Below are 13,596 nucleotides of genomic sequence, written 5' to 3' on the forward strand. Positions count from 1 at the left end.
GCAACTGCAGCATGTGTGGCGGTTCCTGCTGCAGACCGGTGGGGCTTGTCCGGGATTGGTGATTGGCGTGGCGCGGTTCCTGTAGTGGGGGCATTCTGCTGGCTTATGGATGAACGTGGGCGGGCTCGTGTTTGGGTTGCGGTGAGCGCGGTGAGCGCGGTCCTGGTTGTCGGGATGGCCTTGCTGGCCGAGAGGCCGCTGAAGATCGGTGATGTCGATCCTCTGGGTGCGGTCATCGGGTCGATGTCGCTGGTGGCGGGGGTCTTGTCGGCGGTGGTGGCCTACCGGGCGTTACGTTCGGGCGACACCGACACGACGGCCAGGGCCGCCGAACTCGCTGGGTGGGTAGCGCAGGCGGAGACCAATCAGCGGAAACAGTTGCTGGGTCAGTATGCCTGGACGATCGATGTGGGTTTCGTTCTGGCCAGTCACGAGGTGGACGGCGCTGCGGGTGCCGGGACGCTGACGAATGTGGACGGCTACTTCCGGGATCTTCATCCGACGCGGCGGCTGGTCATCACCGGCGCGCCGGGGGCGGGGAAGACCGTTTTGGCGATCGATTTGATCTTGGGCCTGTTGGAGAAGCGCAAGCCCGATGATCCGGTGCCGGTCCGGGTCTCGGCCGCCGCGTGGGAGCCGGGCATGGGTGTGGAGGACCTGCTGGTCGGCCATCTGATGCAGACGTTCAGGCTGCGTGAGGTCACGGCACGGGCGCTGGTGGACGCCCACCTGGTGCTTCCGGTCATCGACGGGCTCGATGAGATGGACCGCACCGATGAGCCCGGCTACGACTCCGCCGCCGGCCGCGCGCTGGACGAGCTCAACCGCTACCAGGACGGCCGGCAAAAGGCCAGCGTGATCCTGACCTGCCGCACCGGCCAGTACCAGGCCCTGACCCGCGGCCATGCCCAGGCCCGCGATGCCGTCCGCGTCGACCTGGTCCCCGTCGCCCCCGCCCAAGCCTCAAAGTTCATCACCGATGTCGCCGGCCTCGGCCAGGTCTCGCGCTGGCAACCCGTCCTGCACGCCCTCAACCAGCCCGGCCACCCCCTGGTCCAGGCCCTGACCACCCCCTGGCAGTTGACTCTCGCGGTCACCGTCTACCAGGAGCACTCCACCACCGGCGATTACGTCCGCGACCCCGCCGACCTCGCCGCATACGACGACCCCGACGACATCCACCGCCACCTGCTGGAAAAGTTCATCCCCGCGTCCGTCGCCAACGCCCCCCGCAACCCCCACCGCTACCGGCCCGACCAAGTCCACAAATGGCTGACCGTCCTGGCCAGTTACCTCGACACCAACACCGACCGCCCCACCTTCGCCGGTCGCGCCCTGTCCAGCACCGACATCGTCCTGCACGAACTCTGGCCCATCGCCCGGCATCGGTCCCGCGCCCTCACCGCCCTCCTCGCCACCCTCCTCACCGCGCTTCCGATCAACCTGGTTTTTGCAGCAACGAGTGGCGGTGGATCGGCAGCTGGATCGGGAGTTGGACCGGCAGCTGTCTTGTTCGGTGCGATCCTCGTTCTGCTCCCCGGGGTCATGGCATGGAGACACCCCTGGCCCGTGCCCGCGTACCTGGACCTCTCTCGCCTCAGAGCACCCTCCGGCCGCCGAAGAACCCTCAAATGGATCGCGATCGGAATCACAGCCGGACCCGCGATCGGGCTCGCGACCGGGCTCCCGGCCTGGTTGGACGGCTATCCCGAAGACGCGCTTGCGGACGGGTTAAGATTCGGGCTCCTGCTCGGCCTCGCAGGCGCCTTCGCGGGCGGGCTCATGGGCGGGCTCACCTACGAGCTCGACCCCTCCGACGCCAGCACCAGAACAGACCCCCGCAGCCTCATCCGCAAAGACCTCACCAGATGGCTCATGGCCGGGCTCATAGGCGGGCTCGTGGTCGGGCTCGTGGTCGGGCTCATAGGCGGGCTCGCGGTCGAGCCCGCGGTCGAGCTCGCGGTCGGGCTCGTGGTCGGGCTCGCTCTCGGGCTCGCGGGCGGGCTCGCGGGCGGGCTCGCGGTTGCGCCCGCTGTCGCGATCACGTTTGCGCTCGCGGTCGGGCTCGCGGTCGGGCTAACGGACGGGCTCTCGCCCGGGCTCATGTCCGGGCTCGGGGTCGGGCTATGGGCTTGGGCTGCCAGTGGGGTGACGGTCAGGCCCGCCGGGCTGGCGGCGGTGCGCTACTTCGTGACGTTGGTCTGCATGAAGCGGCGTCTCCCGCTACGCCTCGGCCGTTTCCTGGACTGGTGCTACACCGACGCCGGACTGGTCAGGACTGCGGGCATCGCCTACCAGTTCCGCCACCGCGAACTCCAAAACCACCTGGCAGCACCCGAACGACAGAACAGCACGACCTGACACCGATAACGATCGGTGACGGACTCGCCAGGACCTGGCTGCGCGGCCGGGGCCTGGTCCTGCTCCTGGACGGACTGGACGAGGTCGCCGAAGGCGGGCCGGAGCTGAAGCGGCTGGTGGCGGGCTGGCTGCTGGCCTACGCCCGGCGCACCCGCGATGCCTACGCCCGCGACCTGGCCAAGTGGCTGGCGTGCCTGGCCGCGCCCGGCGGTACGAGCGGCAGTGCGGACGGCGGCGGCGCGGGCCGCGACCCGCTGGCGGTGCGCCGCGGCGACGCCGACGACGCCTACACCCGCCCGCTGGAGCAGGGCGGCGCCTCCCCGGCCACGGTGCGCCGCAAACTGGCGGCGGTGTCCTCCTTCTACACCTACGCCGAGGAAGGGGACGCGCCCGCGCGGTCGCCCCGGCGCCATCGGGCGTGGAACGCGCCGCCCGGACTCGTCCTGACGATCACTGAACTCGCCGACGAGCGCGAGGTGTGAACCGCCGCAACCCCTACGTTCCGAGGCCCCGTCCACCCCCGTGCTGACAGCCATCCGAGGCTGGTGGAGGGCGGTCTGTTTTGGGGGCGTTGAGGCGCCCCCGTACGCTTCCATCGTTTGTTCAGGTGAGGGAGTGCCCCCGATTCGAGTTGGGCGCATGTCGACTACGTGGCTGACGTGACGAACAACCCCCTAGATATTTGTACGGCACGGCCCACAGGACCTACATGCCGTACATGGATGACAGCAGAAAGCCACCCCAGATAACGCGGACCCAGACCACAAGCGCGGTCTGCCACCAGTGCGAGACACAGGCCGCCCAGCGCCACAGCCGCTACCGCCGTCGGCTGCACGCCCTGGCGGCCGGTGGCAGACCGGTCCTGATCGTCCTCGAAGTGAGCCGGTTCTTCTGCGATAACACCGCATGCGGGCGGCGGACGTTCGCCGAGCGGGTGCCGGTGGTGACCAGACGGCACGGCCGCCGCACGGCACTGCTGCACCGGGTCCTGGTACGGCTCGGCCTGGCCTTGGCGGGCCGGGCGGGCGCACGGCTGGACCGCCACCCGCCCCGACCGGCTCGACGAACAACAGCGCCTCCAATTCAAGACGCTCCAGGCGCGGTGCCCGGACCTGGACGCGCTCGCCCGCCACGTCCGCGACTTCGCCGTCATCCTCACCCAAGCGCCAAGGCCAGGACCTTCCGGACTGGATCACCGCCGTCCGAGCCGACGACCTGCCCAGCCTCCACGGCTTCGCCACCGGTTTAGTGCGCGACCTGGACGCCGTCACCACCGGGCTGACCCTCGCCCGGAACTCCGGCCCGGTCGAAGGCCACGTCAACCACATCAAGATGCTCAAACGCCAGATGTTCGGTCGAGCCGGATTCCCGCTACTGCGCAAGCGAGTCCTCAACGCCCACTGAAAAGGAGCGGCATGCCCCTTTCGCCAAATCCGATCCGCCGACAGATCTCCGCCGATCTCCGCCGATCTGCGTCGCATCACCCAAGCACACCGCGACTGGTTCTACGGATGAGCGGTGGCCCGGCCTTGTGATCGGCGAAATACGTTCCGATTAGTTTTGGTCCCATGTGTGGGGTGATGGGACGCTAGCTGTGCTTCGGGTTCGACGGAGCGCTGATGGCGCAGATGATCGAGGTGGAGATGTTCGCCGCGGTCGCGGACATGACCCTCGACGGTGACCATGGAAGGCGTGAGACCGCCATGATCATCGTCGCCGGGGTCATGTCCGCGCCGCTGCCTCACCCGGGCGCCTGGGGACCGGCTCCATCACTCACTGCCGGCCACTTCGCCGCGCACTCCAGCCGAGTTACAGGTCGCCGCAAATGACGTAGCGTGCCTGGTAAGGGGTTTCCTTGCCGTCATTGTCGCCGATGCTCAGGCTCACGCGGTACTCCCTGCCGCCGAGGCATCTGAAGGTGTATTCCGCGGTCCGGGTCTCATTCCAGAAACTCAATACCGGGTTGAAGAACGTGAGGTTGACGTCGAATTTCGGAGTGAACGGGTCCTTGCCCCCGACCCACTCTGCCTTACAGAAGATCTTTGGCTTGCCCTCCTGGACTTTCGACGAACACGCGAAGGACTTGATGTCGAAGCCGGCGGCGGCCGCGGCCTGGTTTGTCGTGTCGAGCGTCGTGGTGGTCTGCGCGGAGCGCGCAGTCGGCCCCGACGCGTGTGACTGGGGAGCGTAGGCCCCGACCATCGCGACGAGCGCGAGGACCACCGCCGCCAGGAGGGTCGCGGGCGCGAGGACAGTTCTTCGGCTATGGGCTTTCCTTTTCGCTGGTCACCTCCAGGTCGAGCGGCGGAAACGCCACCGCCGGTGGTAGTTCGCGCGAGTTCGGCGAGCGGATGACGCGCGGGTCGACTCCAGTGATCGCCTCGATCGGCCCGGGTTGGATGTCGGGTGGGGCGAATCCCACCCGTGATCACGGCGGTCAAGATCGCTAACTGCGGCCAGAACCCAAGTCCGTAGATGGGGCCACACCCCACGCTGAAACCACCGCGACCTGGCCCCCAGCATCCTAAGGACCACGAGATCTACCAGGCCGAGGCCCGCACCTACGCCACCGCTGCGACCATCGCCGAAGGCGACACCAGCACAGTCCGCGTCCTCATGTCGGCGTACTCCTTGGAATGCAGAGACGGGTACGGGTAAATGCGCAGAGTAGAGGAGCTGTCAAGCTGTTGTTCGACACGCCTGGAGAACACGCGGCACTACCCGGGATGACCACGGCCGGGGAGATTGGCCGGTGGCGGGGATCACCGGCCAGGTCGGCGGGTGCGTAGCGCCTCGACCACTGCGACCGCCTCATCCAGCATGTCGACAGGACAGCCCCAGTAGTCATAGATGCCGCCGCGAGCCCGGTTGCTGCCGCAGATGACGAACACGCCTGTCCCCAGCTCGGCCTTGAGGTGAGTGGCCAGCCAGCCGACGAAACCACTGTTGTCCTGATCGGCAGGGAAGTGAAAGGAAAAGATCCCGAACCGTTCGGCGCCGCTGTGCCCTTGAACCATGGGGACCAGACGGCTCCAGCTCTCCTCGTCGCGGACCATCGCAAGGGTATCCGCCGTGAGCTCGGGGGCCTGGTCGGCGGCGAACTCTTCAAAGCACCAGACGCCGTTGTGCACGATGACCTCGGCTTGAGCGATCACATCGCGTAGACGGGCCTCCGTCTGCTCCGCGGTCTCCACACTGACACTGACCATGGGGCCCCCTCAGTAAACCGGGCCTGCCCGACGATCACCCTCAACTCCGTGTACGGCTCGTTCATTTCGTCTCGGCCGGGTTCATCAGAGGTGACGCCGCGTGCTCACCTCGCCCTCCTCCGCCGACCCACTCGTGGATACCGCGGCCTTCAGCGACGACCCGCGCCTCCAACTGCGCATCGATCACCAGCGCGCACGCAGTGATCGCCTGGCTGCGACGGCTCGGCGACCGCCACCACCACGGCAGGACACGCTGATCCCCCTCTGCACGTCTACCTGTACCCGCCCCTGCACATCAACGTGTACGCCGACACCTCACCGCCCGCACTTCCACCGAGTAACCCTTCACGAACCGTGACTGCTTCACGGAATTTGAGCCAGATCCCGAGAAGCAGGAACGTTTGTGCGTGGGTTTGGGCGACGGTTGCGGGTTCGCGGGGGAGCAGTGATGTTGGTTGAAGGGCAGGCCGCTGTGCGGTCCGCCTTGGTGGTGTGTCCGGTGGGACCACCAAGCTGGTCGAAGTCACCGACGACAACAACTCGACCAGACCGTCACCTGCTCGGCCGCGTCGACGGCCAAAGCCAGCCGCGCGCCTAGGCACCACGGACGCCGCCTAACTCGCTCAACTCGCCGAACTTCTCGACTTTCTTGCCGGATGGCTCAACCCATTAGGCGGCCAGCTTCTCTAGGCCGGTCCGAACCCAGGTGAGGCTTAGTTCGTTGGCGATGTTCCGAGCGGTCTCAACGAGAGTGGCACGCTCGGGGTCATCCTCGGGCAGCTCGGCGGCGAGCAGTAGTTGGGCCGCGGCGATTTGCGGACGCAGGCCAGCCGCAGAGCGCAGATGAAGCGAGCGTCGCAGCATGCGCAGTCCCTCTTCGCGATCGCCGTCGTCGACCACATGCCAGGCCAAATGGCGGAGGACGATGGACTCCAGGATCAAATCGCCTTCCTGGTAGGAGGCTTGTAGAGCCTTGGCGTAATGCGCCCTCGCGGCCGCACTGTCTTCGCGGACGTTGTCGAGGAGCGCACCCCAATGGAACTCGGCCCATCCCTGCGTCTCCGGATTGGCGGCAGCGAAACGGTACCCGGCCTCTGCGGTCTCGTAGTCCTCTGGCAGTGGGTCCACCTGGAAGAGCAGACGGGTATAGGCGAGACGGGCGGTGAGAAGCCGAGCTTGCGTCGATTCCGGATCGAGGGACGCTATCGCGTCGGCCGCGGCTTCGAGTCCGTCGACTCGGAACAAGAACCGCTCGTACAGGATCTCGGCCTTCAGTTCGAGCGCTTCGGTGCTCTCCTCTTCGGCCAGCAGCGCGGCGGCGTGATCCCAGTCGCCGAGTACGTGAAGGCGACGGGCTGCACCCAGGCTTGTGTAGGTGTCATCAGCTATCATGCTGCCTACATTATGATCGAGAGTGTAGGTGGTCAAGTGCACTACACCGGCTACGTAGCGAACGGACCCATGTCCTGAGCGCTCGTCCCCAAGTTGCGTCTGTGGCGGTCACGCTTGCCGTCCGCCTCCCACACAGACCCGAGGCTGGACAGATGAAGGAGTCCGTGGCGCACACAGGCCTCGAACTCGGGCTGGATCTGGCTGATCAAAGGCAGATGAAATGATCGCCGACATCGACCTGGGTCATGGCCTGCGGCTGCGTACCTTGACCACGTGTGACGTCGACCTCGTGGTCGAGGCCACCGGCACCGAGACTTCTCAGGCCCTCTGGGGGCCGCGCCCGTCCGGGCCCTACACACCTTGGGAAGCGCGCGAGGCGCTGGACGCCTGGGATCCAGCCGCAGGACGCCAGGCGTCCTACGGGATGCTCAAGCACGGCCGCCTGCTCGGTGCCCTGGGGCTGATGATCGACGGCCCGCACAGCGCCGAACTCGCCTACTGGGTGCGACCGGAAAGCCGTCGCCAAGGCCTGGCCCTGCGCGGTATCAACGCCCTGACCCGCTGGACGCACGACGAACTGGCCCTGGACCGGATCTGGCTTGAGATCGACCCCGCCAACACCCCCTCGCTGCGTCTGGCAGACCGCGCCGGCTACCGGTACGAACAACGCCTCCCACACCACTGCCGCGCCTGGACCGCGTCCGACCCCGACCACGACACCTGGCACGACTGCTTGATCTGGGCACACACCAGCCTCACGACATCACCGGCCACCTGATCCGTAGAGGTAGCGGCGGGCGTTCATGTGCCGACGGGCTTCGCCGGGGTGCCCAGCTGAGTAGAGGTGATCGCTGTCGCCGTTCGCGGCCCGGCTCCGTTCATTCAGCCGTTGAGCGCCGGGGTGTGGTGATCGGTATCGACCGGCCGAGACGGGAGGAGGGTCTGCTCGGAGAGGATGAGGAACTGCACCGCGTGATCGGCCGGAGATGCCCACGGCGCGGCTACGACGCGTAGTTAATGGGGGTACGCGGCGAATTGGTCTGTGGCATGGGGCCTGTGGAATCCTGCTGTGTCGGGTCCAGTCGTCTGCGTAGCGTCGGGAGAAGCGGGGCCTGCGGGCGGCATCACGGCATCAGGGTGACGGAGGGCAGGCTGTGGATCCGTTCGAGCCGGGCGACCCGCGCAGAGTGGGTGACTATCGGCTGCTCGGCCGGCTGGGCGCGGGTGGCATGGGCGCGGTCTTTCTCGGGCGCTCACCCGGCGGACGGACGGTCGCCGTCAAGGTCATCAAGGAGCGGTACGCGGCCGATGCGGTGTTCCGCGCCAGGTTCCGGCGTGAGGTGTCCGCGGCGCGCAAGGTGACCGGCACGTTCACCGCGCCGATCCTGGACGCAGATCCGGACGCCGCGGTGCCGTGGCTGGTCACCGCCTACCTGCCGGGGCTGACGCTGCGGGAGGCGGTCGGGACCTACGGCGCCCTCGCGGCGCCGTCCGCCCGTGTCCTGGCCGTGGGCCTGGCCGAGGCGCTCGCCGATATCCACCGGGCCGGGCTGGCGCACCGGGATCTGAAGCCCGGCAACATCATGCTGACCGCCGACGGGCCGCGGGTGATCGACTTCGGGATCGCGCGGCCGGAGGACGTCACAGCGATCACGAAGGTCGGCGCCGTCCTGGGGACACCGGGTTTCATGTCGCCTGAACAGGCGACCGGGGGTGTGGCCGGTCCGAAGAGCGACGTCTTCTCGTTCGGCGCGGTCCTCGTGTACGCGGTGACTGGGAAGGAGCCGTTCGGCGGAGCCGACAGAGCTGCCACGCTCCGCAGCGTCGCCGATTCGCAGGCGGACCTCAGCGGTGTCACCGATCCCGGACTGGCCGGACTGATCGCGGCCTGCCTGCGCCGGGAGCCGGGGGAGCGGCCGTCGTCCGTCCAGCTCCTGGACATGCTCGACCGGATCGGCGCGGACGCATCGTCCGACGAAGGCGCCGGATGGTTGCCCGCTCCTCTGGCGGAAGCGATCGACCGCCGGGTCGCGGACGTCCGGCCGAAGGGACGCCCATGGAAGCGTCCGGAGAAGGCACCGGCGGGGGACGCGGGGCCCGTCGTCGACGGGGTGACGGCCGAACCGCAGGACGCACTGACCGCGGAACCGGCGGACGGGCCCGAGCCATCACCGCATGGGCGGGAACCCACTCCGCATGGGCGGGAACCCACTCCGCATGGGCGGGAACCCGTGCCGCATGGGCGGGAACCTACGCCGCTTGGGCGGGAACCTACGCCGCTTGGGCGGGAACCCGTGCCGCATGGGCGGGAACCCGCGTTGGGTGATGCCGCGACGGATGCGCCGTCTGGAACGTCGTCCGGTCCGGTGGCCGGCTTGTCGAATGGTGCGCCGCGGGTTTCTCGTAGGGCGTTGGTCGTCTCCGCGCCCGTCGCGCTCGCGGCCTTCGGTGCGGTGGCGCTCGTCCGGGGCTGCGGCAACGAACAGCCACGCGCGAGCACGCCGCGATCACCGCAGGGCTCGTCGTCGGCACCGCCCCCGCAGGGCGTACTGCGCTGGAAGTCCAAGGTGAGCGACTACTACCCGACGGTGTTCACGGCGGGCGGCGTGGTGGTCTCGACAGGGCAAGAGGGCAAGGTGTGCGCCCTGGACCCTCAGAGCGGCAGGACCCTGTGGAAACGGAACGCGGGGCTCGCGCCCCACATCGTGGGCGATTCGGTGTACCTGCGCCCCGACACGCCACCATGGTTGAGGGCCGTCGAGGCCGTCTCCGGCGACACCCGCTGGGAGGCATCCTTCCTGGAGGGCACGGCGCACATGGCGGTCTCCGGGCAAGTGCTCTGTTTCGGTTACGACGGACCGATCAGGGCGGTGGGCTTGCGCGACGGAAAGGTGCGCTGGGTCGCGGACGTGCCCACCCAAAAGGGGCTCGCCGCCGACTCCGGTGTGGTGGCCGCGGTGAGCGAGAACTCGGTGGTCGGGCTCGACCCGCGCAGTGGACGAAAGAAATGGACCTATCGGCTGGACCTGGGGAAGTTCCTCTACGTGCTCTTGGTCAGCGAGGGCCTGGTCTTCATCGGCGACCGCCATGGTGCCCTGCATGCGATCCGCGCCGATGACGGAACCCGAGCCTGGCGGAAGGAGCGAGGCCCGAGCTGGCACAATCCCTACTCGATCCGATCGGCCGACGGCGTGCTGTACGCCGACGGGCAACAGGGCAGCGTGATCGCCATGACCGCCGCCACCGGCGAGGAGCGCTGGTTCCGCTACATTGACGGCGCCAGCACGCTCGCGTTGTCCAGTGGCACACTGTTCGCCGCCTGCGCCCAGCGTAAGACGGTGTACGCGTTGAACGCGGCCGACGGACGCATCCTGTGGACGTACAAAGCCCAGATGAGTATTGAACCCGTGGCGAGCATCGCCGGTCTGGTATTCATCGGTACCCGCGGGGGGAACGTGGAAGCCGCCGGCCCACCGGACGGAGGCCCCCGTGCAGGCTCTTGAGCCGCACGATCCACGGACGGTCGGTCGCTGCCGCATCCTGGCGCGGATCGGCGCGGGCGGCATGGCGATGATCTACTTCGGACGTTCGGGGAGCGGTCGTCCGGCGGCGGTCAAGGTGATGCACGCCGAGTTCGCCCGCGAGCCGGGCTACAGGGAACGCTTCCACCACGAGGTGGCGGCGACCAGGACGGCCAGCGGACGCTACAGCCCCGGTGTCCTGGACGCCGACCCCGACGCCCCGCTTCCGTGGCTGGCGACGCAGTTCCTGCCGTCCGTCTCGCTGCGGGAAGCGGTCGGACTACTCGGCCGGTTGCCGCCGGACCTGGTGCGTCCGCTGGCCGCTGGCATCGCCGAGGCGCTCGCGTCCATCCACGGCGCCGGGATCGTCCACCTGGACCTGAAGCCCGCGAACGTCCTGCTGACCGCGGACGGACCGCGCCTGATCGACTTCGGGATCGCCGCCGAACTGCGTCCCGACGCGGCTCCGGCCGGGGGAGAACCGGCCGGCACCTGGGGATACATGGCGCCCGAGCAGGCTTCCGGCGACCCGGTCTCTCCGGCGAGCGATGTCTACGCTTTCGGCGCGACGCTGGCATACGCCTGCACGGAAACGCCGCCGTCCGGCGAGGATCTGGACGCGATAACCGACGACCGGCTCCGAAGGGTGATCTCCGACTGCCTGCGTCCCGACCCGTCCGCCCGGCCCACCGTGCCCGAACTGGTCGGCGAACTGGCCTTCGCGACGGCGGAGGAGCAGTCGGCCCTCCGCCTGCCGACGATCGTGACGGCAGAGATCGACCGCCGTGCCGGCGAAGCGGCGAACCCCCCGATCCCCCTGCCATCGACACCCACCCCAAGCCCCTCCAGCCGCCCCGCTCCGAGCCCCACCCTTGATCCCGCCCCAGGCCCGACCCCCGGCTCCTCTCCAGCCCACGCGCCCGGCTCCACTCCAGCCCACGCGCCCGGCTCCACTCCAGCCCACGCGCCCGGCTCCACTCCAGCCCACGCGCCCGGCTCCACTCCAGCCCACGCGCCCGGCTCCACCCCCGGCCATGCGCCCGGCTCCACTCCAGGCCATGCGCCCGGCTCCACTCCAGGCCATGCGCCCGGCTCCACTCCAGGCCATGCTCCCGGCTCCACCCCCGGTTCGACTCCAGGGCATGCCCTGGGCGTCACTCCGGACCATGCCTCAGGCACCGCGCCTGATCCTGATCCTGATCGTGCTCCGGGCCAGGCCCCGGACTCCACCCCAGGCCACGCCCCGGCCCCGGATTCGACCCCAACCCCAGGTCCTGCCACGGGCCCCACGCCGCGCCTCAACCCGGGCCGTACGCCGGGTTTCGTTTCGTTCTTGCGCCGTCTCGCACGCCGACGCGCGCTGGCGCTGGCGGGTGGAGTCCTCGCTGCGGCTTTGGCTCTGGCCTTCGCCGCTCAGTCCTTGCTGCTCTCGGGCGACCAGCCGGAGACGACCACGGCCGGGCCGAGCATCAGTCCGGCCGCCAGTTCGGCCGTCCCGGCATCATCCACCCCGACGACGGCCGCCTCCAGCCCGACGCCCCGAACGCTGGAGTTCTACGTCTTCGGCACGAGCAAACTCAAGTCGCTGACCACCACGGTGAACGGGCAGAGCGTGACGGTACGCAACGAGCCGCTGCCCTACCGAAGGATTGTCCGGATACCGCCGGAGCCACAACGCACGACCTGGCGGATCGCCTACCGCTTCGGCGCGGGCACCTATATGGCCAAAGTGATTGTGGACGGCATCGAGCGCTCCGGTACGGGGGGCTCCAGCCCCCGCAAGGACGTCACCGATTCCTACAAAGGGGCCCTCTGAACTCGACCGGCTGAGGCCTGGAGGTAAAGGGCTTTGAGAATAGGCGTCCAAACATAAGCCCACGGCCCTCCACCAGGACGGATCAGGGAAAACCCATTAATACCACCAACTGACTGCTCCCAGCTCCGTATCAATCAGCTGGAAGGGCAAATCCACGCCTCAGCCGATGTGGTAACGAACATGTCCGCCGCGCAGTCGCCTGGATGCGCAGAATTGCCATGACGACAGCGATATCTATGACAGTTCACGCCACTTGTTACGCGGACGCGACGCCAATATGCTCGGCCCGACCCCAACGCGGGTCAACGCAGTAGCTCCCAAATCTCCGAACCAGAGGAGGCCCCCCGCATGCTGCGAAGGTTGAGCGTCGGCGCCATGATCGGCACCGCCGCGATCACATTGTCCGTGGCCCCGGCGGCCACGGCGGCACCGACTCAGGCCCCGGCTCCCCGTCCGGTCCTGCAGACGACGTTGTACTACGACGACAGCCAGGCCGCCGAGTTCCAGAACGCGGTCGCCGCCGGCGTCGAGGTGTGGAACACCAACGTCAAGAACGTCAAGCTGGTCGAGGCCCAGCCCGGCGGACGCGCGGAGATCCAGATCATCGCCGACAACGGCTGGCCGCGCGCCACCGTCGGTCCCGTCCGTCCCGGTGGACGCGCCACGGTGTGGTTCGGACGCCAGGCGGTCACCCAGGGGTACGACGCCACCCGGATCGCTGCCCACGAACTGGGCCACAGCCTCGGCCTGCCCGACGTCAAGCCCGGTCCGTGCTCATCCCTGATGTCGGGGTCCACCGCAGGGGTGAGCTGCACGAACCCCATTCCGAACAGTTCGGAGCGGTCGCGGGTGGAGGCCAGCTACGGCTTCGGCGCCGCCTCCCGCACCCCCTTCGACGGACGCATCGTGGTGGACGCACCCTGAGCGCAGGCTCGCCCGTAATGGTGCACCCGCAGTAACGATCGAACACCGCCCACGGCTCGGGCCCTACGGCTGCCGAAGCAGCTCAGGATCACCATGCCATGGGCACACCGGGCGCCACGGCGTTCGTCCGCTCGCCGAAAACACGCCGTGGCGCCCCGCTCTACCTCGGCTGTACGCAGTCACCGCTTGGTGAGCCGGGCAGCGTTCACCTGACCCCGCCTCTGCGTGGGGCGCGGCGTTCGCGTGCCCCGCCTCTGCGTGGGGCGCGGCGTTCGCGTGCCCCGCCTCTGCGTGGGGCGCGGCGTTCGCGTGCCCCGCCTCTGCGTGGGGCGCGGCGTTCGCGTGCCCCGCCTCTGCGTGGGGCGCGGCGTTC

At 68.6% G+C, this 13,596-nt stretch carries 12 protein-coding genes; 9 read left to right on the plus strand and 3 right to left on the minus strand.

Going from position 1 to position 13,596, the window contains the following annotated elements:
* Positions 1-105: 105 nt before the first annotated feature.
* The 5 genes from ACH34T_RS25845 (at position 106) to ACH34T_RS25865 (ending at position 4,190) form a co-directional block, all read left to right on the plus strand.
* A complete protein-coding gene (locus ACH34T_RS25845; protein ID WP_396023506.1) occupies positions 106-2,361 on the plus strand; it encodes an NACHT domain-containing protein in 2,256 nt (751 codons plus the stop codon).
* A gap of 116 nt (positions 2,362-2,477) precedes the next feature.
* On the plus strand, positions 2,478-2,843 hold the full coding sequence (locus tag ACH34T_RS25850) for a hypothetical protein (RefSeq protein WP_396023507.1): 366 nt from the start codon (positions 2,478-2,480) through the stop codon (positions 2,841-2,843).
* A 236-nt stretch (positions 2,844-3,079) separates the two neighbouring features.
* On the plus strand, positions 3,080-3,610 hold the full coding sequence (locus tag ACH34T_RS25855) for a transposase family protein (protein ID WP_396023508.1): 531 nt from the start codon (positions 3,080-3,082) through the stop codon (positions 3,608-3,610).
* Complete coding sequence (locus ACH34T_RS25860) at positions 3,610-3,765, plus strand: hypothetical protein (protein WP_396023520.1); 156 nt, start codon at positions 3,610-3,612, stop codon at positions 3,763-3,765. Before ACH34T_RS25855 ends, ACH34T_RS25860 begins: the two co-directional genes overlap by 1 nt.
* 215 nt (positions 3,766-3,980) lie before the next feature.
* The gene (locus ACH34T_RS25865) at positions 3,981-4,190 is read left to right on the plus strand and encodes a hypothetical protein (RefSeq protein WP_396023509.1); all 210 of its coding nucleotides are present in this window, start codon (positions 3,981-3,983) and stop codon (positions 4,188-4,190) included.
* Here ACH34T_RS25865 and ACH34T_RS25870 read toward each other — a convergent pair.
* The 3 genes from ACH34T_RS25870 to ACH34T_RS25880 form a co-directional block, all read right to left on the minus strand.
* On the minus strand, positions 4,171-4,584 hold the full coding sequence (locus tag ACH34T_RS25870) for a hypothetical protein (RefSeq protein WP_396023510.1): 414 nt from the start codon (positions 4,582-4,584) through the stop codon (positions 4,171-4,173). The two genes, ACH34T_RS25865 and ACH34T_RS25870, sit on opposite strands and share 20 nt — an antisense overlap.
* 539 nt (positions 4,585-5,123) lie before the next feature.
* The gene (locus tag ACH34T_RS25875) at positions 5,124-5,570 is read right to left on the minus strand and encodes a DUF6196 family protein (RefSeq protein WP_396023511.1); all 447 of its coding nucleotides are present in this window, start codon (positions 5,568-5,570) and stop codon (positions 5,124-5,126) included.
* Between the two features lie 669 nt (positions 5,571-6,239).
* Positions 6,240-6,962 (minus strand): hypothetical protein, encoded by a 723-nt coding sequence (locus tag ACH34T_RS25880; RefSeq protein ID WP_396023512.1) that lies wholly within the window; start codon positions 6,960-6,962, stop codon positions 6,240-6,242.
* Positions 6,963-7,182: 220 nt separating this feature from the next.
* Between ACH34T_RS25880 and ACH34T_RS25885 the strand changes: the two genes are divergently transcribed.
* From ACH34T_RS25885 to ACH34T_RS25900, 4 genes are all read left to right on the plus strand, one after another.
* Positions 7,183-7,740: a GNAT family N-acetyltransferase gene (locus ACH34T_RS25885; RefSeq protein ID WP_396023513.1), complete on the plus strand. Its 558-nt coding sequence runs from the start codon at positions 7,183-7,185 to the stop codon at positions 7,738-7,740.
* A gap of 376 nt (positions 7,741-8,116) precedes the next feature.
* Positions 8,117-10,465, plus strand: a complete 2,349-nt coding sequence (locus ACH34T_RS25890) for a PQQ-binding-like beta-propeller repeat protein (protein ID WP_396023514.1) — start codon at positions 8,117-8,119, stop codon at positions 10,463-10,465.
* Entirely contained in the window at positions 10,452-12,299 is a 1,848-nt protein-coding gene (locus tag ACH34T_RS25895; protein WP_396023515.1) for a serine/threonine protein kinase, read from the plus strand. The genes ACH34T_RS25890 and ACH34T_RS25895 overlap by 14 nt, the downstream gene beginning before the upstream one ends.
* 348 nt (positions 12,300-12,647) lie before the next feature.
* Positions 12,648-13,223: a snapalysin family zinc-dependent metalloprotease gene (locus tag ACH34T_RS25900; protein WP_396023516.1), complete on the plus strand. Its 576-nt coding sequence runs from the start codon at positions 12,648-12,650 to the stop codon at positions 13,221-13,223.
* Positions 13,224-13,596 lie beyond the last annotated feature (373 nt).

It is taken from the genome of Actinomadura sp. 9N215 (genome assembly GCF_044326345.1).
In the GTDB taxonomy this organism is placed as follows: Bacteria; Actinomycetota; Actinomycetes; order Streptosporangiales; family Streptosporangiaceae; genus Spirillospora.

What these genes read in the sequence shown, in the direction of transcription:
- ACH34T_RS25845 (WP_396023506.1), top strand. Translation starts at nt 106, where the DNA reads ATGGATGAACGTGGGCGGGCTCGTGTTTGGGTTGCGGTGAGCGCGGTG.
- ACH34T_RS25855 (WP_396023508.1), top strand. Translation starts at nt 3,080, where the DNA reads ATGGATGACAGCAGAAAGCCACCCCAGATAACGCGGACCCAGACCACA.
- ACH34T_RS25865 (WP_396023509.1), top strand. Translation starts at nt 3,981, where the DNA reads ATGGCGCAGATGATCGAGGTGGAGATGTTCGCCGCGGTCGCGGACATG.
- ACH34T_RS25875 (WP_396023511.1), bottom strand. Translation starts at nt 5,570, where the DNA reads ATGGTCAGTGTCAGTGTGGAGACCGCGGAGCAGACGGAGGCCCGTCTA.
- ACH34T_RS25880 (WP_396023512.1), bottom strand. Translation starts at nt 6,962, where the DNA reads ATGATAGCTGATGACACCTACACAAGCCTGGGTGCAGCCCGTCGCCTT.
- ACH34T_RS25885 (WP_396023513.1), top strand. Translation starts at nt 7,183, where the DNA reads ATGATCGCCGACATCGACCTGGGTCATGGCCTGCGGCTGCGTACCTTG.
- ACH34T_RS25900 (WP_396023516.1), top strand. Translation starts at nt 12,648, where the DNA reads ATGCTGCGAAGGTTGAGCGTCGGCGCCATGATCGGCACCGCCGCGATC.